This window comes from Sphaerotilus sp., from assembly GCF_034519685.1.
Classification (GTDB): domain Bacteria; phylum Pseudomonadota; class Gammaproteobacteria; order Burkholderiales; family Burkholderiaceae_C; genus Sphaerotilus.
Genome location: NZ_JAXHOF010000006.1, coordinates 1742938 through 1767992 on the forward strand (window position 1 = coordinate 1742938; position 25055 = coordinate 1767992).

Below are 25055 nucleotides of genomic sequence, written 5' to 3' on the forward strand. Positions count from 1 at the left end.
TCTCAGGCGTGCGGACTTGGCAATTACTCAAGGCTGATGCGACGCCGCCGATATGGGAAACAACTGGTTTCCTGGTTTTCCATGTCGGTCGATTCCTCCTCCACGCGTGGCCTGACGCTCCGCCGGGTCCTGCACAGCCGGCTGGCCCGTCGCATCGCCTTGAGCGTGCTGCTGGCGGTGGCCTTGCCGCTGGCGGTGCTGGCGGTGCTGGGCGGGCAGGTGCTGGAGTCGCTGGACCGGCGCTTCGCCTCGCGCGAGCGTCTGGTGCAGGTGAAGACCGTGGCGCAGCAGGTCGGCATCCGTCTGGGCGATGCCCGTGCACTGCTGGCCGCCTGGCCTGTCGAGCCACCGGCCGCTGAGCCCGGGGTGGCGCCGCAGGATCCCGACGTGCGTCTGCGGCTGCCCGGTCTGGGGCAGCAGTTCCTGCAGGCGGCGCTGCTCGGCGCGGATGGGCGCCTGCGCTGGTCCACCGGTGGCTGGCCCGGGCCGCTGGCCGAAGCGGCGACCGCCTTGCCCACGTCGGGCCTCGGCCGCAGCCAGCTGCTGGCGCAGGAGCGCAACGGCCAGCCCCAGCTGGTGCTCGCCCAGGCGCAGCGGGCCGATGGTGCGCGCTGGCTGGTCGAGCTGTCGCCGCAGGCCTTGTGGCAGTCGGTGGCGTCGGGGGATGTGTCGACCTACTGGTGCGTGCAGAACGCCCAGGGCGTGCGTCTGCACTGTCCGGCACCCGCCACCGCAGGCGACCCGCCAGGCCTGGTGGGCACGGCCATCGCGGACCGTGTGCACGTGGGCTGGACACTGCCCCTGGAGGCCGAGTTCGGGGCCGGCGACTGGCAGTTCGACATGGTGCAGGTACGCGGCCCGTCCGCGGTGCTGGGGCCGGCCCTGACCGGGCCGCTGGTGGGCGGGCTGCTGTGCGCGCTGTTCGGTGTGCTGCTGGCCAGCGGTGTGCTGATCCGCCGCACGCTGGGCCCGCTGCAGAACCTGGAGCGCGGCACCCGCCAGCTGGAACAGCGCGCGCCGGGTGTGCGGGTCGAGATCGCGTCCGACGACGAGTTCGGTGCCCTGGCGCGCGCCTTCAACCAGATGGCCACGGCCGTCGACACCCAGTTCCAGTCGCTGGAGCTGCTGGCTTCCATCGACCGGGACATCGTTGCCCACCGCGCGGTGGACGAGGTGTTCCGCAGGGTGCTGGTGCAGGCGCTGCCGGGTCTGGGGGCGAGCGTGATGGGCCTGGCGCGGGTGGAGTCGGCGCGGGTGCCGCGTCTGCATCTGCAATGGAACGACAAGGCGTTTGTCCACAAGGTGCGGCGCAGCGTGCGGGCGATGACGCCGCAGGAAGCCCAGGCGCTGCTGGGCGTGACGGGCGATGGCGTGTGGCTGCCCGGCGAGGGCAACCTGTCGGCGCCCTGGTGTGCCCCGATGCGCCAGGACAAGGACAGCGCCTTGCAGGCCTTGCCGCTGCGCTGGCAGGACCGCACCCACGGCCTGCTGCTGCTGGGCTGGACTGCGGAGCCGCCCCTGCAGCGCCTGCGCGAGGCCGCCGAGCTGCGCGACCGGCTGTCGGTGGCGCTGGCGGCCCACCAGCGCGAGCTGGAGCTGACCTGGCAAGCCCGCCATGACGACCTGACGGGGCTGCTGAACCGCAACGGTCTGCACCAGGAGCTGGATGCCTTGCTGGCGCCCGCCGCGGCACAGGATTGCGCCGTGCGGACGGAATCGCGCCCGGGGGGCACGGCCCTGGCCGTGCTGTTCATCGACCTGGACCACTTCAAGACTGTCAACGACAACCTGGGCCACGGCCTGGGTGACGAACTGCTGCGCCAGGCGGCCGAACGCCTCGAAGCCTGCGCGCCGACCCGTGCGGTGGTGGCGCGGCCCGGGGGGGACGAGTTCGTGCTGGTGTTGCCCGAGGCGGACGATGTGGCGGCCATCACGGTGGCGCGCGCGGTGTGCCGGCGCATGGCCGTGCCGTTTTCCCTGGGGGGCAAGGAGCATTTCCTGGGCGCCAGCATCGGCATCGCGCTGGCGCCGGTCCACGGGGACAACCGCACCGATCTGCTGCGCCACGCCGACATGGCGATGTACACCGCCAAGGACGCCGGCCGTGGCCGACACGCCATGTTCGAGGAGCCGCTCGACGCCCGCCTGCTGGAGCGCAGTGCGCTGCTGGCCGATCTGCGGCAGGCCGTGGCGCGCAAGGAGCTGGTCCTGCATTACCAGCCGCGGGTCTGCGTGGCCGACGGCAGCATCGTGTCCGCCGAGGCGCTGATCCGCTGGCGCCATCCGACCCGTGGCCTGGTGGCACCGGGCGTGTTCATCCCGTTGGCCGAGGAATCGGAGCTGATCGAGGCCATCGGCTTGTGGGTGATCCAGGCGGCGTGCGCGCAGCTGGCGCGCTGGCGGCGCGATGGCGTGCCGCTGCGGCGCCTGTCCGTCAATGTGTCGCCGCGCCAGCTGCAGTCCGGCCGGCTGATGGAGGAGGTCGAGGCCGCGCTCGTCCAGCACGGTGTGCCGTGGAACATGCTGGAGCTGGAGGTGACCGAAAGCCTGCTGGTGGGGGATGCCCGCTCGGCCAGCGAACAGCTGCACCGGCTGCGGGAGCGGGGCGTGCTGATCGCGCTGGACGATTTCGGCACCGGCTACTCGTCGATGGCGACGCTGCGCAACCTGCCGATCGACGTGATGAAGGTGGACCGCGCTTTCGTGCAGGATCTGAGCGAGGATCCGTCCGCGCTGGCCGTGACACGGGCCATCCTCACGCTGGCGCAGTCCCTGGGCAAGCACACCGTGGCCGAGGGCATCGAGACCCAGGCCCAGGCCGATCTCCTGCGCCAGCTCGGCTGCGACGAGTTCCAGGGCTTCCTGTTCAGTCCGGCGGTGCCTGCGGCTGAATTCGCGGCGCTGTGCCGCTTCTCGGTTCAGCCGCCGGTGGCGCTGTCCGCCTGAGTCAGGGCCTGGCCCGCACCTGCTTCGGCGCAGGCGCGGCAGATGCAGGCCTGCCCGCGCTGCGCCGCCGGCAGCCGCGCCAGCACCTTGGCCGGCATTTCGACGGTGGTGCACCAGCAGGGACTGTCGAACGTGCCGGACAGCGCGGGCGCGCAGCCGTTCGGCCCTCCGCACAGCGGACAGTGGCATGCCGGCAGAGGACAATCATGTGCCATGTGAACTTTCCTGTGGTCAGACATTCTGACGGCAGCTTAGCGCCGTGTTCCCGCCCCGTGCACTGATTCATCCAACGCCCGCCCTCCGCCCATGATCGATCGTCTGCGCCGTCTGCTTCCCACTGCCGATGCTGTGGCCTCCAACCGCTGGCTGCGCTGGCTGGGCCCGGCTCTGCACCATCCCTTTCTGTGGCGGATGAGCCGGCGCGGGGTGGCGCTCGGCGCGGCGATCGGGGTGTTCTTCGGGTTCCTGATCCCGATCGCGCAGATCCCGGTGTCGGCTGCGGTGGCGGTGGCGCTGCGGGCCAATGTGCCCAGCGCGATGGCCAGCACGCTGGTGACCAACCCGATCACCTTTCCGCCGGTGTACTACGCGGCCTGGCAGGTCGGCGGCTGGCTGTTGTCGGAAGATCCTGCGCAGAAGGGAGCCCCCTCGGCGGCCCCGGAGGCAACTCCCCAGCGGGATGGCCTGGCGGGTACCTGGGACCGCATCACCGGCGTCGGCAAACCGCTGCTGCTGGGGCTGTCGATTTTTGCTTGCGGTTTCGGCCTGCTGGTGTACCTGGTCGTCGGCTGGGTCTGGCAGTGGCGGGTCTATGCCAAGCGGCGTCGGCGCCTGGCCAGCGGTTCTGCGGCTTGCCGTGCCTGAGCCGACCCGTGATCCGGGTCGGTCTGAGGCATGGGTCAGGCGCTGGTGCGGCAGACGATGTTGCGGGTGCGTGCTGGCTGGTTCCCGCCCCGAGCCCCCGCGGACCCGATCAGCCCATGGTCAAGCTTCGACCACGGGAATCTTGCCGATCTTCGCCTGCCAGAGCTTCGGGCCGGTGATGTGGGCGCTGGTGCCGCCCGCGTCCACGGCGACCGTCACGGGCATGTCGACCACGTCGAACTCGTAGATCGCCTCCATCCCGAGGTCCGCGAAACCGACGACCTTGGCCGCCTTGATCGCCTTGGAGACGAGGTAGGCCGAGCCGCCGACCGCCATCAGGTAGGCCGACTGGTTGTCCTTGATCGCCTGGATGGCGACCGGGCCGCGCTCGGCCTTGCCGACCATCGAGATCAGGCCGGTCTTCTCCAGCATCATGCGGGTGAAGCCGTCCATGCGAGTCGCCGTGGTCGGGCCGGCCGGGCCGACGACTTCGTCGCGCACCGGATCGACCGGGCCGACGTAGTAGATGACGCGGTTGGTGAAGTCCACCGGCAGCGGCTCGCCCTTGGCCAGCATGTCGCTGATGCGCTTGTGCGCGGCGTCGCGGCCGGTGAGCATCTTGCCGTTCAGCAGCAGCGTGTCGCCCGGCTTCCAGCTCGCCACCTCGGCCTTGGTCAGCGTGTTCAGGTCGACGCGCTTGCTCTTGTTGTAGTCGGGCGCCCAGTGCACGTCCGGCCACAGGTCCAGGCTCGGCGGCTCCATGTAGGCCGGGCCGGAGCCGTCCAGCACGAAGTGGCCGTGGCGGGTGGCGGCGCAGTTCGGGATCATCGCGATCGGCTTGGAGGCGGCGTGGGTCGGGAAGGTCTTGATCTTCACGTCCAGCACGGTGGTCAGGCCACCCAGGCCCTGCGCGCCGATGCCCAGCGCGTTGACCTTCTCGTACAGCTCGATGCGCATCTCTTCGAGCTTGTTCTGCGGGCCGCGCTCCAGGAGTTCATACATGTCGATGTCCTCCATCAGCGCTTCCTTGGCCATCATCACGGCCTTCTCGGCGGTGCCGCCGACGCCGATGCCCAGCATGCCCGGCGGGCACCAGCCCGCGCCCATCGTCGGCACCGTCTTGAGCACCCAGTCCACGATGTTGTCGCCCGGGTTGAGCATGTACATCTTGGACTTGTTCTCGCTGCCGCCGCCCTTGGCCGCGACGATCACGTCCACGGTGTTGCCTGGCACGACTTCCATGTGGACCACGGCCGGCGTGTTGTCCTTGGTGTTCTTGCGGGCGAAGATCGGGTCGTCCAGCACCGAGGCGCGCAGCACATTGTCCGGGTTCAGGTAGCCCTGGCGCACGCCCATGTTCACGGCGTCGGCGATCGAGCCGGTGAAGCCTTCCCACTTCACGTCCATCCCGATCTTCAGGAACACGTTGACGATGCCGGTGTCCTGGCAGATCGGGCGACGGCCTTCGGCGCACATGCGGCTGTTGGTCAGGATCTGGGCGATCGCGTCCTTGGCGGCGGGCGACTCCTCGCGCTCGTAGGCGCGGGCGAGGTGGGCGATGTAGTCGGCCGGGTGGTAGTAGCTGATGTACTGCAGCGCAGCGGCGACGCTTTCAACCAGATCGGCTTGGCGAATGGTGGTCATGACGGGTCTCTCGACGGATCGCCCGGCGGGCGGATTGAACGGGTACGTGATGGGTCCGTGAACGGCTCATGCGGAGGCGAATCCGCAATGCTGCGCGCATCGACTTGCTCCGAGTTTACTCAAGGGGGTGTTCCTTCCTGCCACAGGCGCGTGTCGGCCGCAAGCCGCGTGGCGCAATCGGTTCATGCAGGGCCATTCACCAGCTTTTCAGTTTCAGTCGCGGCGGATCCGTACGATAAGCTTCACCAAGGTCCATGTCAGACGGCAGGACCATTGCAGTCCGGGTGCTTGCCCCGGGAATCCAGAAGAAAACGTCCAGGTACGTGCCCTCCATGACTCCAGGTGACACCGGAAACCGTCCGCCGGCTGCAAGCGCCCTCGACGCGAACTCCGCTCCCGCTGCGTCCGATCCGGGTGCCGAAGTGCCGGAACCCGAGCCCACCTCTGCGCCCACGCCCGACACGCCGCAAGCCGGTGCTCCGTCGCCTCGCCGGCGCTGGCCGCTCACGCTGGCGAAATGGTCCACCGGGCTGGCCGTCGTGGCGGGGGGGGCGTATCTGGCGCATGTCGAGATGCAAGGCTCGGCCCTGCAGGCGCGCTTTTTCTCCGACTGGGCCGCCGGACTGGTCCACACCGTCCAGCCGCAGCCCGCCGCTGGCAGCCGCTATCCCAAGGCCGGCCCCAGCGACGAGCGCATGGGCTACACGCGCCTGCCCGATTTCCTGACCAGCCTGACCGGCCGCGGTTACCGGGTGGTCTCGCAGGCCCAGCAGTCCGCGGCGCTGCAGGACTTCATGGACCGCGGCTTCTTTCCGCCCTATCCGGAAAAGGTCCAGAGCGGGCTGACGCTGCAGGACTGTCGCGGCGAGCCGCTGTTCCGCTCGCGTTTCCCGATCCACATCTACGAGGGCGCGCAGGAACTGCCCACGCTGGTGGCGCAGACGCTGGGCTTCATCGAGAACCGTGAAGTGCTCGACCTGCGCGAGCCGAAGCACAACCCGGCCATCGAGTGGACCCGCCTTGGCAAGGCCGTGGTGGACCAGGCCGTGGCCGTGGCTGACGAGGACCACGCGGCGGCGGGTGGCAGCACGCTCGCCACCCAGACCGAGAAGTTCCGCCATTCCCCCGACGGTCGCACCGCATCGGCCAAGGACAAGTACCTGCAGATGGTCTCGGCCTCCGTGCGCGCCTACCGCGACGGCGAGAACACCGTCGCCGCACGACGCCGCATCCTGCAGGACTACCTCAACAGCCTGCCGCTCGGAGCCCAGCGGGGCTGGGGCGAAGTGCATGGAGTCAATGACGGGCTGGCGGCCTGGTATGGCGTCGATGTGGCAGCGGCGAACCAGCGCCTGCGCGAACCGGGGGAGCAGGCCGAGGGTCTGGCCGAGCGCGGGCTGGCCTTTCGCCAGATGCTCAGCCTGATGATCGCCCAGCGGCGGCCCGGCCATTACTTCGGGTCGGGCCATCCGCAGCTCGTGAACATGACGGCCAGCTACATCCGCCTGCTGGCCCAGGAAGGCATCATCGGCCCGGCCCTGCGGGACGCCGCGCTGGCCGCACCGCTGCAGGTGCGCCACGGCTACACCGGCCCGGCCGCGGGCATGGAGTTCGGGGAACGCAATGCGTCGACGCTGCTGCGGGTGCAGCTCTCGTCGATGCTGAACACGCCGCGCCTGTACGAGCTGGACCGTTTCGACCTCAGCGCCCGCAGCCACCTGGACGGACGCCTGCAGACCGAGATCACGGACCTGCTCAACCGCCTGCGCGACCCGCAGGTCGCCAAGGAGGCCGGCCTGCTCGGCTTCCAGCTGCTGGAGAAGGGTGACCCGGCCAAGCTGCTCTACAGCTTCACCCTCTATGAGCGCGGCGAGGGCGTCAACCGCGTGCGCGTGCAGACCGACAACCTCGACCAGCCCTTCGACATCAACGGCAGCGCCAAGCTCGAACTTGGTTCCACCGCCAAGCTGCGCACGCTGGTGACCTATCTGGAGCTGGTCGCCACGCTGCACCAGGAACTCTCGGCGCTGGACCCGAAGGCACTCGCTGCGCGGGAGGTCGGCCCCAAGGACCGCCTGAGCCGCTGGGCAGTCGACTGGCTGATGACGTCCAAGGACCGGACCTTGTCGGCCATGCTGGAGGCGGCGATGCTGCGCAAGTTCTCCGCCAGCCCTGGCGAGAGCTTCTTCACCGGCGGCGGTGCGCATGTGTTCTCCAACTTCAATGCCGCCGACAACGGGCGCATGGCCACGCTCTACGAGTCCTTGCGCGATTCGCTGAACCTGCCCTTCATCCGGCTGATGCGCGAGATCGTCTACCACCACCTCTACAACGCCGACAACCCGGCCGCCGACATCCTGGAGGACGAGGACCATCCGCGCCGCATGGAACTGCTCAAGCTCTTCATCAACAAGGAGGGGCGGCAGTTCATGCGCAAGTTCTACCAGCGCCACCGCGACAAGCCGGTCGAGGCCGTGCTGGAGCGCATGGCGGGGAGCGTCTACAAGACGGCACCGCGGCTGGCGGTGATCTACCGGTCCGTGCACCCGCAGGGCGCGTTCGAGGACTTCAGTGCCTACATCGTCCGCCAGTTGCCGGGCGTGGCCTTGCCCTCGGCCTACCTGCAGAAACTCTACGACCGGCACGCGCCGGGCAATTACTCGCTGGCCGACCGGGGCTATCTGGCGCGGCTGCATCCGCTGGAACTCTGGGTGGCGCACTACCTGCTCCAGCACCCCACCGCCCCGCTGGAGCAGGTGCTGGATGCGGGGGCCGTCGAGCGCGAAGAGTCCTATCAATGGCTGCTGCGCAACAAGGCGCGGCGCGGGCAGAACAGCCGCATCCTGCAGCTGCTGGAGATCGAGGCCTTTGCCAAGATCCATGCACAGTGGAAGCGCGTGGGGTTTCCCTTCGACACGCTGGTACCGTCCTATGCCACATCCATCGGCAGCTCCGGTGACCGGCCGGCAGCGCTGGCCGAGCTGATGGGGATTCTGGTCAACGACGGGCGACGTCTGCCGGTGACGATGGTGGACACGCTGCAGTTCGCAGCCGGTTCACCCTATGAGGTGACGCTGAAGAAGCAGGCTGCGGCGGGCGAGCAGGTGCTGGCCCCCGAGGTGGCGGCCACCGCACGCAAGGCGCTGGCGCTGGTGGTGAGCGATGGCACGGCGCGCCGGCTGCGGGGCACGCTGGACGAGCCCGGCCAGCCCGCGCTGGTCATCGGTGGCAAGACCGGTACCGGCGACAACCGGCTCAACACCTACACCCGCGGCGGCGGTCTGCTGGCCTCCAAGGTCACCAGCCGCACCGCGACCTTCGTGTTCTACCTGGGGCCGCGCCATTTCGGCACCCTGACCGCCTTCGTTCTGGGTCCGGAAGCGGGGGGCTACAAGTTCACCAGTGCGCTGTCCACGCAGATCCTGAAGCACATGGCCCCCTTGCTCAAGCCGACGCTGTCCGGGGTGTCGGCGTCGGCCTGTCCGGCGTCCTGAGCGACGGTTCCGGGCGCCCGCTGCCTCCATCTCAATGCTTGGCGCTGGGGGGGTAGTGGACGGCGGGCATCGGGTGCATGATCCGGTCCGCCCAGGCGATGGCGATGGCCGAGGCAAGGAAGGCCATGTGGATCAGGGTCTGCCACAGCAGCGTCTTCTCGGTGTAGTTGTCCGCGTTGATGAAGGTCTTGAGCAGGTGGATCGAGCTGATGCCGATGATGGCCGTGCCCAGCTTGACCTTCAGCACCGAGGCGTTGACGTGGCTCAGCCATTCCGGCTGGTCCGGGTGGCCGTCCAGGTTCAGGCGTGACACGAAGGTTTCGTAACCCCCCACGATCACCATGATCAGCAGGTTGGAGATCATCACCACGTCGATGAGCCCCAGCACCACCAGCATGATCACCGTCTCGTTGAGTGCGGCGATCGGGGTGGCGCTCTTGTAGCCGATGCTGGACACCAGGAGCTGCAGCGCGTTCTGATCTCCCATGGCGGCTTCGATGAGGTGGACCAGCTCTTTCCAGAACTGCAGCACGTAGACGCCCTGGGCCAGGATCAGACCCAGATAGAGCGGCAATTGCAGCCAGCGGCTGGCGAAGATGATCTTCGACAGCGGCGAAAGAGGGGAGGCGGAAAGGTGTGAGGAGGAAGTGTTCGGGGTATGGGGCATGGGCGAGTCGACGAGCAGCTCAGCGAGCAGATTCGGAACATCTGCCAGGAAGCAGACAGGGAAAACCAGCGGATTCTAGTGGGACGATCGTGTCAGGATGACGCGCGTTTCCTTGATCCAGCTGATACCCCCACTGGAATGAAATTTGCGAAGTAAGGGGTTCGTAAGAGCCTCTCCCTAATGTGGGGGGCAGCAGTTTTTGACAGCAATCCATCGCAGGAGACAAGTGTGACCCAAGCCGAAACCACCCCCCAAGAACTGAAAACCTATCTGCCTTCCGACGACTTCGTCGCGAACGCTGCCGTTTCTGGCATGGCCGCCTACGAGGCCCTGTGCGCCAAGGCCGACACCGACTACGAAGGTTACTGGGCGGACCTCGCCCGTGAGCTGATCACCTGGAAGACGCCGTTCACCCAGACGCTCGACGCCAGCGACGCGCCGTTCTTCAAGTGGTTCGCCGACGGCACGCTGAACGCTTCCTACAACTGCCTGGACCGCAACGTCGAGCGCGGTCTGGGCGACAAGACCGCCATCATCTTCGAGGCCGACGGCGGCGAAGTCACCAAGATCACCTACAGCGAACTGCTGGCCAAGACCTGCCAGATCGCCAACGGCCTGCGCTCGGTCGGCATCGGCAAGGGTGACCGCGTCATCATCTACATCTCCATGTCCATCGACGGCGTGGCCGCGATGCAGGCCTGCGCCCGCATCGGCGCGACGCACTCGGTGGTGTTCGGCGGCTTCTCGGCCCAGTCGCTGCGCGACCGCATCGAGGACACCGGCGCCAAGGCCGTCATCACCGCCGACTGCCAGGTCCGCGGTGGCAAGAAGCTGGCACTGAAGGGCATCGTCGATGAAGCGCTGGCCATGCCCGGCTGCGAGAAGATCGAGAAGGTGCTGGTCGTCAACCGCGCCGATGCGCCGGTCACGATGGTCGAAGGCCGCGACGTGTGGATGCACGACCTCACCGCTGGCCAGGCCACCACCTGCGAGCCGGAATGGGTCAGCGCCGAACACCCGCTGTTCCTGCTGTACACGTCGGGCTCCACCGGCAAGCCCAAGGGCGTCCAGCACTCCACCGGCGGCTACCTGCTGCACGCCGCGCTGACCACCAAGTGGACCTTCGACCTGAAGGCCGACGACGTGTTCTGGTGCACCGCCGACATCGGCTGGGTCACGGGCCACACCTACATCACCTACGGCCCGCTCGCCCTCGGCGGCACCGAGATCGTGTTCGAAGGCGTGCCGACCTACCCGGACGCCGGCCGCTTCTGGAAGATGATCCAGGACCACAAGGTCTCGATCTTCTACACCGCGCCGACCGCGATCCGCTCGCTGATCAAGGCCGCCGAAGCCAACGACGCCGTGCATCCGAAGAGCTACGACCTGTCGAGCCTGCGTCTGCTGGGCTCCGTCGGCGAGCCGATCAACCCGGCTGCCTGGGAGTGGTACTACAAGCACGTCGGTGGCAGCCGCTGCCCGATCGTGGACACCTTCTGGCAGACCGAAACCGGCGGCCACATGATCACCCCGCTGCCGGGTGCCACGCCGATGGTGCCGGGCTCCTGCACGCTGCCGTTCCCCGGCATCCAGTTCGCCGTGGTGGACGAAGTCGGCAACGACATGCCGTGGGGCAAGGGCGGCATCCTGGTCTGCAAGAAGCCGTGGCCGTCGATGATCCGCAACATCTGGGGTGACCCGGAGCGCTTCAAGAAGTCCTACTACCCGGAAGACTTCAAGGGCCAGCTCTACCTGGCGGGCGACGGTGCGATCCGCGACGCCAAGACCGGCTACTTCACCATCACCGGCCGCATCGACGACGTGCTGAACGTCTCGGGCCACCGCATGGGCACGATGGAAATCGAGTCCGCGCTGGTGAGCTGCACCGAGCTGGTGGCCGAAGCTGCCGTGGTCGGTCGTCCGGACGACACGACGGGTGAAGCCGTGTGCGCGTTCGTCGTGCTCAAGCGCCCGCTGCCGGTGGGTGACGAAGCCAAGGCGATCGCCAAGCAGCTGCGCGACCACGTCGGCAAGGAAATCGGCCCGATCGCCAAGCCCAAGGACATCCGTTTCGGCGAGAACCTGCCGAAGACCCGCTCGGGCAAGATCATGCGCCGCCTGCTGCGCTCGCTGGCCAAGGGTGAAGCCATCACCCAGGACACCAGCACGCTGGAGAACCCGGCCATCCTGAGCCAGCTCGGCCAGGCCTACTGAGCCACACCGCTTGCACCGAAGCGCACCGCAGGGTGCGCATGAAGTGAGCACCGAAAGCCGCCTCGGGGTCTGCCCCAGGCGGCTTTTTCATGCGCTTTTCATTGATCGACCGACCAGCGCCGGACCCAATCGCCCAGGAACTCGGCGAACCCTTCCGCTGCGGGTGACAGGGCGCGGGCGGCCGGGGTGTACAGGCAGACCTTGCGCACCGACTCTGGCTCCACGACGCGCCGCATGACCAGCCCGAATGGTCTGGCCAGCACGCCGACATAGGCCGGCGCCAGCGTGACCGCGAGACCCTGGGCGGCGATGCCGAGCGCTGTCGAGATGTTGTCCACGACGTCCACCGGCGTCACCCGCGTGCCGGCGGGAACGTCCTGGTGCATCTGCGCGACGTTGTGCTCATGGTCGCGTCCGGCGGAGACGATGGCCACGCCGGCGAGTTCCGACCAGCGCACCGCGCGCTGGTGCTGCGTCAGCGGGTGGTCGGCTGCGCACCACAGCACCCATGCGCTGTCGAACAGCGGGGTCGACGCCACCGCCTCGCCGGTGTGGCGGTCAGGGCCGATCGCCAGGTCCACATCGCCCTCGGCCACACGGTCGACGAGGTGATCGACCGGGACATCGCGCACACGCACCACCACCTTGGGCTTGAGCTTCTGGTAGTCACGCATCGCCATCGGCAGCGCCGTGGAGGCCAGCACCAGCGGCGCGCCCACCCGCACCACGCCGCTGGCCCGGTTGCGCACATCATCGGCGGCGCTGTCGGCCGCCCGCACATGGCGAAGCAGCGTCGCAGCGGAGCCCAGGAAATCCCGCCCGGCACTCGACAAGGCGACCTTGCGTGTCGTGCGGTCGAACAGGCGAAAGCCGAGCAGGGTCTCCAGTTCGGCGATCAGCTGGCTGACCGCCTGGGCGGTGAGGCCCAGGCGCGAGGCGGCGACCGTGAAGCTGTGGGCCTCGGCGACGGCGATGAAGGCCTCGATCTGGCGCAGGGTGAAGCGGGTCAATGGCATCGCGGGATTATCAACCCATGATTGACAATTGACCAAGAAGCATTGGTTGTGATCGGGTGGCCTGCGCACCGACACTCCGGCCCTGATCTCAGGAGTCCGCACCATGACTTTTCCGGCCCGATTGTTCCGAAGCGCTCTGCTGATGTGTGCCTTCGCATCCGGTGCGGCGCATGTGGCGGCACAGGACTCGCTCACGACACGCTGCGAGTCGGCGCCGATCGCGGCGCTGTTCAAGGTCTTTGGGGACACCGGCCGCATGCCGCCCGACCTGGGCCGCTTCCTGCAGAGCGCCGCACTGCAGAAGGTCGAGCCCTACCAGGCGTTCGACAACGTGCATTACGTGGGCATCTGCTGGGTGTCGGCCTGGCTGATCACGTCGCCCAAAGGCCATGTGCTGGTCGATGCGCTGTATGGCCCGTACACCCAGCCGATGCTGGACAACATCCACAAGCTCGGGTTCGACCCGAAGGACATCCGGCAAGTCGTGCTCACCCACGGCCATTTCGACCACGCCGGTGGCGCGGCGACGCTGAAGGCTGCGTTGCCCGCAGCGCGCTTCGCGATGACCGCCGAGGGCTGGCGCGAGGCGGCGCAGTCGGCGGCCGAGTCAACCGGCCGGCCCAACGCCTGGACCATGATCGACCCGGACATGGTGCTCACCGACGGACAGGTGCTCCAGGTCGGTGACATCCGCCTGCAGGCGTTCGAGACACCGGGCCACACGATGGGCACGGCGTCCTTCGCCTTCGATGCATTCGACGGCGGTCGGCGGCACCGGGCGTTCACCGTGGGCGGCCTGGGGCTCAACGCCATCAAGGGTCCGGAGCAAGTCGAGGCCTTCATCGCCAGCCTCCGGCGCATCCGGGCGCTGACCGAGGCGTCCAGCGATCCGGTCACCACCCACCTGACCACCCATGCCTTCTCGAACGGGCTGACCGAGAGCAAGGAACTGCTCAAGGGGCGCCGGCCCGGTGATCCACATCCGCTGGTGGATCCGACCGGCTTTCGCGCGCAACTCGATGAACTTCAGTCGGGCGCCGAGCGGCGTCTGGTGGCTGAACGTGACAAGAAGGCGAATTGAAATTGAGCACCGACCTCTCTGACCTGCGCGCTGCTTTTGCCGGGCGCCTGCTGGAAGACCCCGACGCCGTGGCGCCGTTCCTGACCGACTGGCGCCGCAAGTGGACCGGCCGCGCCCTCGCCGTGGCGCAGCCCGACACCGCCGAAGGCGTGGCTGCGGTGCTGCGCTGGTGCCGGGCGCACGGGGTTGCCGTGGTGCCGCAAGGGGGCAACACCGGCCTGTCCGGCGGTGCCACGCCCCGTTCCGAAGGCCGCAGCCTGGTGTTGTCCACGGCCCGTCTGCAACGCATCCGCGCGCTCGACCCGGTGGGACAGACCATCACCGTCGAGGCGGGTGTCACGCTGCAGCAGGTGCAGGACGCAGCGCGGGACGCCGGGCGCCTCTTCCCGCTCAGCCTGGCGGCACAAGGCACCTGCACCATCGGCGGCAACCTCGCCACCAACGCGGGCGGGGTGCAGGTGCTGCGCTATGGCAACGCCCGCGAGCTGTGCCTGGGCCTGGAGGTCGTGACCGCCGAGGGCGAGCTGTGGAACGGCTTGCGGCCGCTGCGCAAGGACAACACGGGCTATGCGCTGCGCGATCTCTACATCGGCAGCGAGGGCACGCTGGGCGTCATCACCGCGGCCGTGCTGAAGCTGTTCCCGCTGCCCGCCGCCCAGGTCGTCGCCTTCGTCGCGGTGCCGTCGCCTTCGGCTGCGCTGGCGTTGATGTCGCTGGCGCAGCAGCGGCTGGCGGCCGACCTCACCGCCTTCGAACTCGTCAGCGAGACCTGCCTGCAATTGGTCGAGAAGCATGTGGACGCCGCGCGCCGCCCGCTGGCCGAGCCGTCGCCGTGGTACGTGCTGCTGGAGGTGAGCAGTGCCATCGGGGAGTCCGCGGCGGCGGAGGCCATCGAGGCCCTGCTCGAAGTCGCGCTGGAGGCCGGCCATGCCAGCGACGCCGCGCTCTCGGCCAGCGTCGCGCAGTTCCGCAGCCTCTGGGCGCTGCGGGAGGACATTTCGGAGTCGCAGAGCGCCGAAGGGCCGACCATCAAGCACGACATCGCGCTGCCCATCACGCGCATCCCGGACTTCATCGCGCACACCGACGCGGCCCTGGCGAGGTACTTCCCCGGCCTGCGGCTCGTGGTGTTCGGCCACCTCGGGGACGGCAACCTGCACTACAACGTCTCGCCCCCCGCGGGCGGGATGGCCAAGGCCGACTTCCTCGCGCTGGAGGCGCCGATCAACCGACTGGTGCATGACGCGGTCGACGCCGCGGGCGGCTCGATCTCGGCCGAGCATGGGCTGGGCGTGCTGCGCCGTGACGAGGCCGCCCGGTACAAGCCCGCCGTCGAGCAGCGCCTGATGCGGGCCATCAAGCAGGCGCTGGACCCCTTGAACCTGATGAACCCGGGCAAATTGCTCGGCACGCCGGACACGATCCCCCACAACGCCTCGGAGACACGAACATGAACAGCCAACGTCGACATTTCATCCTGACCGCCGCCGCCACCGGCCTCGCGCTGGCCCACCCGCTGGGTCATGCACAAGGTCTTCCCGACAGCGCTCGCATCTTCGCCGGCTTCGCCCCTGGCGGCACGGTCGATGTCACGGGGCGCCGGGTCGCTGACAAGCTGCGCGAGGTGCTGGCCAAGTCGGTCGTGGTGGAAAACCGCACCGGTGCCGGCGGCCAGATCGCGCTGTCGGCGCTGAAGATCGCCCCCGCCGATGGCCTGACCTTGCTGGTGACGCCGATGTCGATGCTCGGCATCTATCCGCACACCTACAAGAAGCTGCCCTACGACCCCGTGGCCGATTTCCAGCCGGTGTCGCAGGCCGTGCGCTTCGACTTCGGCTTCGCGGTCGGGCCGATGGTGCCCGCCAGCGTGAAGACGCTGGCCGACTTCGTGGGCTGGTGCAAGGCGAACCCGAAGGACGCGAACTTCGGCAGCCCGGCGGCCGGCTCGGTCCCGCATTTCGTCGCCGAGCTGTTCGGACGCGCCGCGGGCGTGGACCTGAAGCACGTGCCGTATCGGGGCACCCAGCCCGCGATTGCCGACCTGATCGGGGGGCAGGTGGCGTCGGTGTCCGGCCCGGTGGGCGAGTTCCTGCAGCACCTCCCGGCCGGCAAGGTCCGCCTGCTCGCCACCTCGGGTGCGGCGCGCAGCAAGTTCGCCCCCGGCGTGGCCACCTATGCCGAACAGGGCTTCAAGGACATCGTGTTCGACGAGTGGTTCGGCTTCTACATGCCGGCCAAGGTGCCCGCCGACGCGCTCAACCGGGCTGCCACCGCCATCCGCAATGCGCTGAATGCGCCGGACATGGTCGAAGCGCTGGCGCAGATGGGCCTGGAAGCGCGCCCGTCGTCCCCGGCGGAGCTGGCCGCGCTGCTGAAGAAGGACAGCGAGCGCTGGGCGCCGCTGATCAAGACCATCGGGTTCACGGCGGATTCCTGACATGCGCACCTCCATGAGCACCTCCATGCTGGAAGTGGCGGGCGTCCTCGTCTCGCCGGATCACTACATCGACGGCGAGCGCGTCCCGTCCGAGGAACGTTTCGAGCTGTTCAGTCCCATCGACCAGCGTTTGCTGGGGCAGGTGGCGGCTGGCCAGCCGGTGCACGTGGAGCAGGCGATTGCCGCTGCGCAACGTGCCTTCCCCGCCTGGTCGGCGATGACCGCGGCCGAGCGCCTGCCCTACCTCGACCGCTTCGCCGAGGAGATCGGTCGGCGTGCCGACGCCTTCTGCACCCTCGAAAGCAACGACGCGGGGGTGCTGCTGTCGCGCATGCGGCACGGCGTCGTGCCGCGCGCGATGCTCAACCTCCGCTGGTTCGCCGAGCACGCGCTCGGCCTGCAGGAGCGGCCGATCGATACCGAGCAGGCGCACCACCGCGTGCGCCACGACCCAGCCGGCGTGGTGGTCATCATCACGCCGTGGAACGCGCCGCTGATGCTGTCGACCTGGAAGCTCGGCCCTGCGCTGGCGGCGGGCAACACCTGCATCCTGAAACCGCCGGAGTGGGCGCCGCTGACCTGCTCGCTGCTGGCGGACGCGGCCCATGCCGTGGGTCTGCCGCCCGGCGTGTTCAACGTGGTGCAGGGCATCGGCGCCACGACCGGCGCGCAGTTGGTGGCCGATCCGCGCATTGCCCGCGTCTCGTTCACCGGCAGTGTGCCGACAGCCAAGCGCATCGCCCAGGCGGCCGGTGCCAACCTGGTGCCGTGCAGCCTGGAACTCGGTGGCAAGAGCCCGTTCATCGTGCTGGAAGACGCCGACATCGACGCCGCCGCCGCGACCGGTGCGCTGATGTACCGCAACGCGGGGCAGGTCTGTCTGGCGGGCACCCGCTTCCTGGTGCATGAGCGGGTGGCCGAGCGCTTCATCGCCGCCATGCGGACCACGGTCGACGGCTTGTGCGTCGGCGATCCGCGCGACGAGGCCACCGAGGTCGGCCCGATCATCCACCCGCGTCAGGTCGAGCGTGTGCTCGGCTTCATCGACCGGGCGGTCGCGGGCGGCGCGCAGGTGCTGTGGGGCGGCCAGCCGCATCCCTTCGGGGCGCAGTACGTGCAGCCGACGATGCTCACCGGCCTCTCGCAGGACGACGAGATCGTGCAGAACGAGGTCTTCGGCCCGGTGCTGACGCTGCAGAGCTTCGCCAGCGACGACGAGGCGGTGGCGATGGCCAATGGCACCGACTACGGGCTGGGGGGGGTGTGCTACGGCGACACGGCGCACGCCATCGCCATCGCCGACCGGGTGCGCACCGGCTTCATCTGGGTCAACAGCTTCGGCATCCGCGACCTCCAGGCTCCGTTCGGCGGCATCAAGCGCAGCGGCATCGGCCGCGAGGGCGGGGACTGGAGCTTCGAGTTTTTCTGTGACGTGAAGGATGTGGTGGTGCCGAAGAAGCCCTTCCGTCCGAGCTTCAGTCACCGTTGAGACGTTGAGAAAGAGCGTGTTCCATGCATGACACCAAGAACGACACCCAGCACGGACAGATCGTCGGCGCGGCCGTCGTGTCCCACCACCCCGGGCTGATGCAGTGCGAGGAGTTCCGCGTGCTGCAGGGCGCGGGTGCCGACTCCGACCTCATCTCCGGCTACGCCCGCTTGCGCGAAAAGATCGCGCAAGCCGCACCCGATGTGGTGATGATCTTCGACTCGCACTGGTTCACCACCGGCTATCACCTGGTGGATGGCGGCCGGCGCTACAGCGGCCGCTACATCTCCGACGAGATGCCGTGGTACCTGCATGGCGTGCCCTATGACTACCGCGGACACCCTGCGCTGGCGCGGCAGATCGAGGCGGTGTCCCGCGAGCGTGGTGGCTACAACCGGGTCATCGCCCACCCCGATCTGGGCCGCCAGTACGCCACCATCAACCTCGTCAAGCAGCTGCGCCTGGAGGACGCAGACCTGCCGGTGGTCACGGTCAGCTCGTGCCAGAACTGTGACTGGCCGCATTTCCTGAACTCTGGTGAGGCCATTGGCGAGGCGATCCGCCGCAGTGGATTGCGCGTCGTGCTGCTGGCCTCCGGGGCGCTCAGCCACAAGTTCAACGCGATCGACTGGAAGCCGAACCACCCGCGCATCTTCCACGAGACCAACGTGTCCCGCCCCGAGAACATCGAGAGCGACAAGGGCGCCATCGCGCTGTTCCGCCAGGGGCGCCACGGCGAGGTGATCGACCGCTGGGACGACGAGTACCGGCGGATGCCCTGGGAGGCGTTCGGCGCGCACTACCTGCAGATGGTCGGCGCCATGGGCGGGCGGGACTGCCAGGCGCGGGGCGAGCCGCTGTCGGCCTACGAAAACGCCCGGGGCACCGGCAACATCCACATCTGGTTCGACGTGCTCGGCGCGCTCGAAGCGATTGACACCCAGGGAGCGCAGGCATGAACTTCGAGTTTCCCTTCACCGAACTCCCGGCCGTGATGCGCGGCCCGCGCGTCGAGCGGCGCCGCGTGCTGATCGGTGGCAGCGCGTTCTGGGGCACGATGCGGGACGACACCACGCTGGTGCTGGACGATGGCCGCACCGTCGAGGCGGCGGGGGCCAGCTACCTGCCGCCGGTGAACCCGAGCAAGATCATCGCGGTCCACATCTCGTACAGCTCGCGCAGCGTCGAGACCCGCAACCGCCCCAAGCCGACCGAGACGCCGACCTACTTCACCAAGCCGCCGACCTCGCTGAACGGCCACGGCGGGCAGATCCTGAAGCCCGCCGACTGCAAGTACCTCAACTACGAGGGCGAGTACGCGGTCGTCATCGGCAAGACCTGCCGCAACGTCACGCCCGACGAGGCCTGGGACTGCATCGAAGGCTTCTGTCCGGCGCTGGACATGGGGCTGCAGGACTTCCGCGACACCGACCAGGGCTCGATGCTGCGCGTCAAGGGCGCCGACACGCTGCTGCCCATCGGTCCCGGCATCGTGCGCGGCGTGAACCTGTTCGAGCAGACGCTGCGCACCTTCGTGGACGGGCGGGTCGTGCAGGAAGCGCACATCGGCGAGGAGACGATCTGGGGCCCGCACTACGTGATCGCCGACATCGCGCGCCACATCACGCTGGTGCCCGGCGACGTGATCCTGATGGGCACGCCCTGCCATTCGCGCAGCGTCGATCCCGGCCACTTCGTCGAGTGCGAGATCACCGGCATCGGCCGGGTGGGCGGCACGGTGGTGGCCATCGACGCGCCGCGCGCGGCGGCGCTTGGCGTGGGCCACGCGCCGACCGACACGCCGGAGGTGCGGCGCGTGGCGCTGGGCTTCGACGAGCGGGTGCCCGAGCGGTTCAAGGAGAACCTGCGCCAGGCCCGCCAGCCTTCGCTCCCGACCTCGACCACGGCCCCGACATGAAGCGCAACCACATCGCCGGTGCATGGGTGGACGGCGCCACGGCCGCCGACAACATCAATCCCTCGGACACGCGCGACGTCGTCGGGCTGTACGCCCGCGCCGACGCCGGACAGGCCGCCGAGGCGATCGCGGCGGCCCATGCCGCCCAGCCCCTCTGGGCCGCGTCCACCCCGCAGCAGCGCTTCGATGCGCTCGATGCCGTCGGCAGCGAGATCCTGGCGCGCCGTGACGAGCTGGGCGACCTGCTGGCGCGCGAGGAAGGCAAGACGCTCGCCGAGGCGGTCGGCGAGGTCGTGCGCGCGGGACAGATCTTCAAGTTCTTCGCGGGCGAGACGCTGCGGACTGGCGGCGAGCTGCTCCCGTCGACACGGCCGGGCATGTCCGTGGAAATCACCCGCGAGCCGGTGGGCGTGGTCGGCATCATCACGCCGTGGAACTTCCCGATCGCGATTCCCGCCTGGAAGATCGCGCCCGCGCTGGCCCACGGCAACGCGGTGGTCTTCAAGCCCGCCGAGAACGTGCCCGCCAGCGCCTGGGCGCTGGCGGAGATCCTCAGCCGCGCCCGCCTGCCCGCGGGCACGTTCAACCTCGTGATGGGGCGCGGGCGTGACGTGGGCGAGGCGCTGCTGAACGATGCCCGGGTGTCCGCGGTGACCTTCACCGGCTCGGAAGCCACCGGCCGCAAGGTGGCGCAGGCCTGCATCGGCCGCCCCGGTCCGATGGCCAAGTTCCAGCTGGAGATGGGCGGCAAGAATCCGCTGGTGGTGCTCGACGATGCGGACCTAGAGGTGGCGGTGAATTGCGCCATCAACGGGGCGTTCTTCTCCACCGGCCAGCGCTGCACGGCCTCGTCCCGGCTCATCGTCACGGAGGGCATCCACGACCGGTTCGTCGCGGCGGTGGTGGAACGGATGAAGACGCTGGTGGTCGGTGACGCCCGTGACGCCCGCACTTCGATCGGCCCGGTGGTCGACGCGGTGCAGCTGCAGCAGGACACCGACTACATCGACATCGGCCGGCGTGAAGGCGCTCGGCTGGCCTTCGGTGGCGACGTGCGCGAGACGATGCACGGCAAGCCCGGCTTCTACCTGCAGCCGGCGCTGTTCGTGGACACGCACAACGGCATGCGCATCAACCGCGAGGAGATCTTCGGCCCGGTGGCGTCGGTGATCCGGGTGCGCGACGCCGAGGAGGCGCTGGCGACGGCGAACGACACCGAGTTCGGCCTGTCCTCCGGCGTCTGCACGACCTCCTTGAAACTCGCCGCGCATTTCAAGCGCCACCTGCAGGCCGGCATGGTGATGGTCAACGCGCCGACGGCGGGCGTCGATCCGCATGTGCCCTTCGGCGGGCGCAAGGGCTCCAGCCACGGGCCGCGGGAGCAGGGCCGCCACGCCGCCGAGTTCTACACGACCGTCAAGACGACCTACGTGGCGCCCTGAAGGAAGAAGGAAATATGAAAGCTCTTGTCTGTGTGAAGCGGGTGGTCGACTACAACGTCAAGGTCCGCGTCAAGTCTGATGGCATCGGGGTGGACATCGCCAACGTGAAGATGAGCATGAACCCCTTCGACGAGATTGCCGTCGAGGAAGCGGTGCGGCTGAAGGAGAAGGGCATCGTCACGGAGATCGTGGCGGTGTCGTGCGGCGTGAGCCAGTGCCAGGACACGCTGCGCACGGCGATGGCGATCGGTGCCGATCGCGGCATCCTGGTCGAGACGGATGCGGAGCTGCAGCCGCTGGCGGTGGCCAAGCTGCTGAAGGCGCTGGTGGACCGCGAACAGCCGGGCCTGGTGATCCTGGGCAAGCAGGCGATCGACGATGACTGCAACCAGACCGGCCAGATGCTGGCCGCGCTGGCGGACCTGCCGCAAGCGACGTTCGCCTCGAAGGTCGAGGTCGCCGACGGCCGCGCCGTGGTGACCCGCGAGGTGGACGGTGGCCTGGAGACGGTGTCGGTGTCGCTGCCGGCGATCGTGACGATCGACCTGCGCCTGAACGAGCCGCGGTACGTGACGCTGCCGAACATCATGAAGGCGAAGAAGAAGCCGCTGGAGACGGTCAAGCCGGAGGCGCTGGGCGTGGACGTGGCGCCGCGCATCAAGACGCTGCAGGTGGCCGAGCCGGCCAAGCGCAGCGCGGGCATCAAGGTGGCGGATGTGGCGGCGCTGGTCGCCAAGCTGAAGAACGAAGCGAAGGTGATCTGAGATGGCTACATCCGTACTTGTCATTGCTGAACACGACTGCGCCTCCATCAAGGGTGCCACGCTCAACACCGTGACCGCTGCGGCGCAGATCGGCGACGTGCATGTGCTGGTCGCGGGCGCGAACGCCGGTGCGGCTGCGGCTGCGGCTGCGCAGATCGCCGGCGTCACCAAGGTGCTGCACGCCGACGGTGCGAGCCTCGCCGACGGTCTGGCCGAGAACCTCGCGGCGCAGGTGCTGGCCGTGGCCGGTGGCTACAGCCACCTGCTGTTCCCGGCGACCGCCAGCGGCAAGAATGTCGCGCCGCGCGTCGCTGCCAAGCTCGACGTGGCCCAGGTGACCGACATCACCAAGGTCATCAGCGCCGACACCTTCGAGCGCCCGATCTACGCCGGCAACGCGGTCGCCACCGTGCAGAGCCTGGACGCGGTCAAGGTCATCACCGTGCGCGCCACCGGCTTCGGCGCTGCGGCGGCCACCGGCGGCAGCGCCGTGGTGGAGACGGTCGCGGCTGCAGCCGACTCCGGCAAGAGCGCTTTTGTGGGCCGCGAGGTGACGAAGAGCGACCGCCCGGAACTCACCGCCGCGAAGATCATCGTCTCCGGTGGCCGCGCGCTGGGCTCCAGCGACAAGTTCAATGAAGTGCTGATCCCGCTGGCGGACAAGCTGGGCGCGGCACTGGGCGCCAGCCGCGCGGCGGTGGACGCGGGCTACGCGCCCAACGACTGGCAGGTCGGGCAGACCGGCAAGATCGTCGCGCCGCAGCTGTATGTGGCCTGCGGCATCTCGGGTGCGATCCAGCACCTGGCGGGCATGAAGGATTCCAAGGTGATCGTCGCGATCAACAAGGATCCCGAAGCCCCGATCTTCAGCGTTGCGGACTACGGCCTCGAAGCGGATCTGTTCGAGGCCGTGCCTGAGCTGGTCGAGGCGCTGGGTTCAATGGGCTGAAGTGAACCGGGCCTGCCAGTCGGCCAAGGGCACGAAGCCCGGGTCGGCTCGGCAGATCGCCTCCGTCTCAGCCCAGATCTCCTCGTCCGGGCGGTCCAGATCCAGCGGATCGCCATGCGGCTGCGGCACGTACCACGGCGTGTCCAGATAGACCTCGACCGTGTTGCCCTCGATGTCCGAGAAATAGATCGACAGCGCATTGCCGTGGTTCATGCCGCGCATCTGGCTGGCGCCTTCGGCCAGCGCCAGTGCTCGGACGCGGCGCAGGTCGTCGATCGTGGGCACCTTGAACGACAGCTGCATCACCGTGCTCGGCGAGTCGGGCGCGCGCCCGCCGGCCAGCACCAGCTGGTGGTGCTGGTCCGCCGAGCCGCTCAGGAAATGCAGCGGCACCTTGAAGTTGCGTCCGACGCCGCGGTCGGTGAGGCGCAGGCTGAAGACGCGGGTGTAGAAGCGCGTCATGGCTTCGACGTCCTGCACGAAGATGCCGAAGTGCGACAACTGCGGCGTGGTCTGGGAAGTCTGGGAAGCAAGAGACATGGTCAGTTTCCCGGTCAAGGGTGAAGGACAAGTTTGCCCATGAAGGACGGGGCGTCGAGCAGCTCGTGGGCACGGCGCGCCTCTGACAACGGCAGCACGGTGGCGGTGGGCGCCTGCACCGCGCCGCGGGCCATCAGGTCGATCGCAGCCTGCATCAGCGCGCGGCGCCGGGTCGTGTCGGCATCGAAGCTGTGCATCGAGAAGGTGCGCACGGCCAGGCTGCGCCCGAGCAGCTTGCGCAGTTCGGTGAAGACGTCCGCGCTCGGCGGGCCACCCAGGATGTTGTAGGACATCGCCATGCCCAGCGGGGCCAGCGCGTGCAGGCAGGCGATGAACAGCGCCCCGCCCGTGGGGTCGAGCGCCAGCTCCACGCCGCGGCCGTCGGTCAGGGCCTTCACCTGCTCGACCAGCGTGGGGTCACGCGGATCGAGGGCCGCGCGGGCGCCGTTGTCCAGCACGAAGCGGCGCTTGTCTTCGGTGCTGGCGGTGGCGATGACGTTCAGCCCGTGGGCCCGTGCCGTCTGCACCACGGCAGACGCGACGCCTCCGGCCGCCGCGGTGACCAACACCGACTGCAGCGGCACCGCGCTGCCGCCACCGAACAGCAGCGCCTGCGCGAGCTGGAAGTTGGGCAGGCTCACGGCGGCGTCGAAGTCGAGGCTGTCGGGCAGCGCGTACAGCGCCTCGGCCGGCGCGCAGGCGAACTCCGCGTACCCGCCACCGCGCTGCGGCAGCTCGCGTGCGCTCAGCAGCACACGGTCGCCGACCTGCACCGCGCTCACCCCCGGGCCGACCGCATCGACGACACCGGCCACCTCGTTGCCCGGGATGGCGGGCAGCGGCGGCATCCACTTGTAGCTGCCCTGGCGGATCAGCACATCGGGCCGGCCGACGCCGATGGCCACGGCGCGCACACGGGCCTCGCCCGGACCGGGGACAGGATGGGCGACCTCGGCGACTTCCAGCGCGTCAACGCCGCCGGGCGTTCGGACCAGGACGGCTCTCATCGCTGACCGTCGCCGACCTGGACCTGGTCCTTGCGCAGGCCGCCCAGGCGCGCATGGACACGGCCGCCGTCCGCCATCACCAGGGCGAAGACGATCTCGTCCGGGCGCGGGCCGTCCTGCACGCCCACTTCCATGCTGTTGAAATGGCTGCGCACATAGGCCGCGTGGATGTAGTGCAGCGGCACCATCAGTCGGTAGCCCGCGTTCGCGACCGCCTTGCCCGCCGGCACGATGGCCTTGGGCTCGCCGAGCGCGGCGCGCATCGCCCAGCCACCGGCCTCGTGCCACACGGCGCCGTGCTCCAGCTCGCCGTTGACGCCGACGATGGCCGCCTTGCCATAGGCTTCGACGCGGTCCTTGCCGAGCACGCCGACCAGCTCTTCGGCCAGCTCGGTGCCGAGCGTGCGCAGCTCGGCCATGAAGGGCAGCAGGTCGGCTTCATAGCGACCAGCGAACGGGTTGCGGACGACGGCCAGCGCGGCGGCCATGCGCAGCGGCACGGCCGCGACGGGCCCGCCCTCGTGGTGGATGGTTTCGACCGTGAGCTGTCGCTTGCGGACCTGGATCATCGATGTGGACATGG

The 25055-nt window shown here is 68.9% G+C and carries 20 protein-coding genes; 13 read left to right on the plus strand and 7 right to left on the minus strand.

Annotated features, from left to right (window positions below; translation table 11 throughout):
- Positions 1 to 81: 81 nt before the first annotated feature.
- Entirely contained in the window at positions 82 to 2946 is a 2865-nt protein-coding gene (locus U5O44_RS18840; RefSeq protein WP_322589935.1) for a putative bifunctional diguanylate cyclase/phosphodiesterase, read from the plus strand.
- Here U5O44_RS18840 and U5O44_RS18845 read toward each other — a convergent pair.
- On the minus strand, positions 2919 to 3161 hold the full coding sequence (locus tag U5O44_RS18845) for a cysteine-rich CWC family protein (RefSeq protein ID WP_322589936.1): 243 nt from the start codon (positions 3159 to 3161) through the stop codon (positions 2919 to 2921). The two genes, U5O44_RS18840 and U5O44_RS18845, sit on opposite strands and share 28 nt — an antisense overlap.
- A 91-nt stretch (positions 3162 to 3252) precedes the next feature.
- Here U5O44_RS18845 and U5O44_RS18850 point away from each other — a divergent pair, with 91 nt between their 5' ends.
- A complete protein-coding gene (locus U5O44_RS18850; RefSeq protein WP_322589937.1) occupies positions 3253 to 3810 on the plus strand; it encodes a DUF2062 domain-containing protein in 558 nt (185 codons plus the stop codon).
- Positions 3811 to 3930: 120 nt separating this feature from the next.
- Here U5O44_RS18850 and U5O44_RS18855 read toward each other — a convergent pair whose 3' ends face one another.
- Positions 3931 to 5454, minus strand: a complete 1524-nt coding sequence (locus tag U5O44_RS18855; protein WP_322589938.1) for a fumarate hydratase — start codon at positions 5452 to 5454, stop codon at positions 3931 to 3933.
- Positions 5455 to 5786: 332 nt separating this feature from the next.
- On the opposite strand from U5O44_RS18855, the gene U5O44_RS18860 reads away from it, so the two are divergent.
- A complete protein-coding gene (locus tag U5O44_RS18860) occupies positions 5787 to 8948 on the plus strand; it encodes a transglycosylase domain-containing protein (RefSeq protein WP_322589939.1) in 3162 nt (1053 codons plus the stop codon).
- 31 nt (positions 8949 to 8979) lie between these two features.
- Here U5O44_RS18860 and U5O44_RS18865 read toward each other — a convergent pair whose 3' ends face one another.
- Positions 8980 to 9615, minus strand: coding sequence for a TIGR00645 family protein (locus U5O44_RS18865; RefSeq protein WP_322589940.1), 636 nt, complete (start codon positions 9613 to 9615; stop codon positions 8980 to 8982).
- A gap of 228 nt (positions 9616 to 9843) precedes the next feature.
- Between U5O44_RS18865 and acs the strand changes: the two genes are divergently transcribed.
- The gene (acs, locus tag U5O44_RS18870; RefSeq protein WP_322589941.1) at positions 9844 to 11829 is read left to right on the plus strand and encodes an acetate--CoA ligase; all 1986 of its coding nucleotides are present in this window, start codon (positions 9844 to 9846) and stop codon (positions 11827 to 11829) included.
- 98 nt (positions 11830 to 11927) lie between these two features.
- Here acs and U5O44_RS18875 read toward each other — a convergent pair whose 3' ends face one another.
- Complete coding sequence (locus tag U5O44_RS18875; RefSeq protein ID WP_322589942.1) at positions 11928 to 12845, minus strand: LysR family transcriptional regulator; 918 nt, start codon at positions 12843 to 12845, stop codon at positions 11928 to 11930.
- 142 nt (positions 12846 to 12987) lie between these two features.
- Between U5O44_RS18875 and U5O44_RS18880 the strand changes: the two genes are divergently transcribed.
- From U5O44_RS18880 to U5O44_RS18920, 9 genes are read left to right on the plus strand one after another with little or no spacing between them, the layout of a single operon-like run.
- Entirely contained in the window at positions 12988 to 13926 is a 939-nt protein-coding gene (locus U5O44_RS18880; protein ID WP_322589943.1) for an MBL fold metallo-hydrolase, read from the plus strand.
- A 2-nt stretch (positions 13927 to 13928) separates the two neighbouring features.
- Complete coding sequence (locus U5O44_RS18885; RefSeq protein WP_322589944.1) at positions 13929 to 15380, plus strand: FAD-binding oxidoreductase; 1452 nt, start codon at positions 13929 to 13931, stop codon at positions 15378 to 15380.
- On the plus strand, positions 15377 to 16363 hold the full coding sequence (locus tag U5O44_RS18890; protein ID WP_322589945.1) for a Bug family tripartite tricarboxylate transporter substrate binding protein: 987 nt from the start codon (positions 15377 to 15379) through the stop codon (positions 16361 to 16363). Before U5O44_RS18885 ends, U5O44_RS18890 begins: the two co-directional genes overlap by 4 nt.
- A 13-nt stretch (positions 16364 to 16376) precedes the next feature.
- Positions 16377 to 17852 carry an aldehyde dehydrogenase family protein gene (locus U5O44_RS18895; protein ID WP_322589946.1) on the plus strand — a complete coding sequence of 492 codons (1476 nt, stop codon included), beginning with the start codon at positions 16377 to 16379 and terminating at the stop codon, positions 17850 to 17852.
- Between the two features lie 23 nt (positions 17853 to 17875).
- Entirely contained in the window at positions 17876 to 18811 is a 936-nt protein-coding gene (locus U5O44_RS18900; RefSeq protein ID WP_322589947.1) for a DODA-type extradiol aromatic ring-opening family dioxygenase, read from the plus strand.
- On the plus strand, positions 18808 to 19770 hold the full coding sequence (locus tag U5O44_RS18905) for a fumarylacetoacetate hydrolase family protein (RefSeq protein WP_322589948.1): 963 nt from the start codon (positions 18808 to 18810) through the stop codon (positions 19768 to 19770). The genes U5O44_RS18900 and U5O44_RS18905 overlap by 4 nt, the downstream gene beginning before the upstream one ends.
- The gene (locus U5O44_RS18910) at positions 19767 to 21212 is read left to right on the plus strand and encodes an aldehyde dehydrogenase family protein (protein WP_322589949.1); all 1446 of its coding nucleotides are present in this window, start codon (positions 19767 to 19769) and stop codon (positions 21210 to 21212) included. The genes U5O44_RS18905 and U5O44_RS18910 overlap by 4 nt, the downstream gene beginning before the upstream one ends.
- A 14-nt stretch (positions 21213 to 21226) precedes the next feature.
- Positions 21227 to 21976 (plus strand): electron transfer flavoprotein subunit beta/FixA family protein, encoded by a 750-nt coding sequence (locus U5O44_RS18915; protein ID WP_322589950.1) that lies wholly within the window; start codon positions 21227 to 21229, stop codon positions 21974 to 21976.
- Between the two features lies 1 nt (position 21977).
- A complete protein-coding gene (locus U5O44_RS18920) occupies positions 21978 to 22925 on the plus strand; it encodes an electron transfer flavoprotein subunit alpha/FixB family protein (RefSeq protein ID WP_322589951.1) in 948 nt (315 codons plus the stop codon).
- Here the strand turns inward: U5O44_RS18920 and U5O44_RS18925 are convergent.
- Genes U5O44_RS18925 through U5O44_RS18935 form a run of 3 tightly spaced genes read right to left on the minus strand, consistent with a single transcriptional unit; the run spans position 22914 to position 25053 of the window.
- A complete protein-coding gene (locus U5O44_RS18925) occupies positions 22914 to 23465 on the minus strand; it encodes a VOC family protein (RefSeq protein ID WP_322589952.1) in 552 nt (183 codons plus the stop codon). The two genes, U5O44_RS18920 and U5O44_RS18925, sit on opposite strands and share 12 nt — an antisense overlap.
- Before the next feature lie 14 nt (positions 23466 to 23479).
- Positions 23480 to 24472: a zinc-dependent alcohol dehydrogenase family protein gene (locus U5O44_RS18930; protein ID WP_322589953.1), complete on the minus strand. Its 993-nt coding sequence runs from the start codon at positions 24470 to 24472 to the stop codon at positions 23480 to 23482.
- Positions 24469 to 25053, minus strand: coding sequence for an amino acid synthesis family protein (locus tag U5O44_RS18935; RefSeq protein WP_322589954.1), 585 nt, complete (start codon positions 25051 to 25053; stop codon positions 24469 to 24471). The genes U5O44_RS18930 and U5O44_RS18935 overlap by 4 nt, the downstream gene beginning before the upstream one ends.
- Between the last annotated feature and the right edge of the window lie 2 nt (positions 25054 to 25055).

Excerpts from the sequence above, each read along its gene's own strand:
- U5O44_RS18850 (WP_322589937.1), top strand. The coding sequence starts at position 3,253 with ATGATCGATCGTCTGCGCCGTCTGCTTCCCACTGCCGATGCTGTGGCC.
- U5O44_RS18840 (WP_322589935.1), top strand. The coding sequence starts at position 82 with ATGTCGGTCGATTCCTCCTCCACGCGTGGCCTGACGCTCCGCCGGGTC.
- U5O44_RS18900 (WP_322589947.1), top strand. The coding sequence starts at position 17,876 with ATGCATGACACCAAGAACGACACCCAGCACGGACAGATCGTCGGCGCG.
- U5O44_RS18930 (WP_322589953.1), bottom strand. The coding sequence starts at position 24,472 with ATGAGAGCCGTCCTGGTCCGAACGCCCGGCGGCGTTGACGCGCTGGAA.
- U5O44_RS18890 (WP_322589945.1), top strand. The coding sequence starts at position 15,377 with ATGAACAGCCAACGTCGACATTTCATCCTGACCGCCGCCGCCACCGGC.
- U5O44_RS18915 (WP_322589950.1), top strand. The coding sequence starts at position 21,227 with ATGAAAGCTCTTGTCTGTGTGAAGCGGGTGGTCGACTACAACGTCAAG.
- U5O44_RS18855 (WP_322589938.1), bottom strand. The coding sequence starts at position 5,454 with ATGACCACCATTCGCCAAGCCGATCTGGTTGAAAGCGTCGCCGCTGCG.
- U5O44_RS18880 (WP_322589943.1), top strand. The coding sequence starts at position 12,988 with ATGTGTGCCTTCGCATCCGGTGCGGCGCATGTGGCGGCACAGGACTCG.
- U5O44_RS18935 (WP_322589954.1), bottom strand. The coding sequence starts at position 25,053 with ATGTCCACATCGATGATCCAGGTCCGCAAGCGACAGCTCACGGTCGAA.
- U5O44_RS18895 (WP_322589946.1), top strand. The coding sequence starts at position 16,377 with ATGAGCACCTCCATGCTGGAAGTGGCGGGCGTCCTCGTCTCGCCGGAT.
- U5O44_RS18905 (WP_322589948.1), top strand. The coding sequence starts at position 18,808 with ATGAACTTCGAGTTTCCCTTCACCGAACTCCCGGCCGTGATGCGCGGC.
- U5O44_RS18865 (WP_322589940.1), bottom strand. The coding sequence starts at position 9,615 with ATGCCCCATACCCCGAACACTTCCTCCTCACACCTTTCCGCCTCCCCT.
- U5O44_RS18845 (WP_322589936.1), bottom strand. The coding sequence starts at position 3,161 with ATGGCACATGATTGTCCTCTGCCGGCATGCCACTGTCCGCTGTGCGGA.
- U5O44_RS18910 (WP_322589949.1), top strand. The coding sequence starts at position 19,767 with ATGAAGCGCAACCACATCGCCGGTGCATGGGTGGACGGCGCCACGGCC.
- U5O44_RS18925 (WP_322589952.1), bottom strand. The coding sequence starts at position 23,465 with ATGTCTCTTGCTTCCCAGACTTCCCAGACCACGCCGCAGTTGTCGCAC.
- U5O44_RS18860 (WP_322589939.1), top strand. The coding sequence starts at position 5,787 with ATGACTCCAGGTGACACCGGAAACCGTCCGCCGGCTGCAAGCGCCCTC.
- U5O44_RS18875 (WP_322589942.1), bottom strand. The coding sequence starts at position 12,845 with ATGCCATTGACCCGCTTCACCCTGCGCCAGATCGAGGCCTTCATCGCC.
- U5O44_RS18920 (WP_322589951.1), top strand. The coding sequence starts at position 21,978 with ATGGCTACATCCGTACTTGTCATTGCTGAACACGACTGCGCCTCCATC.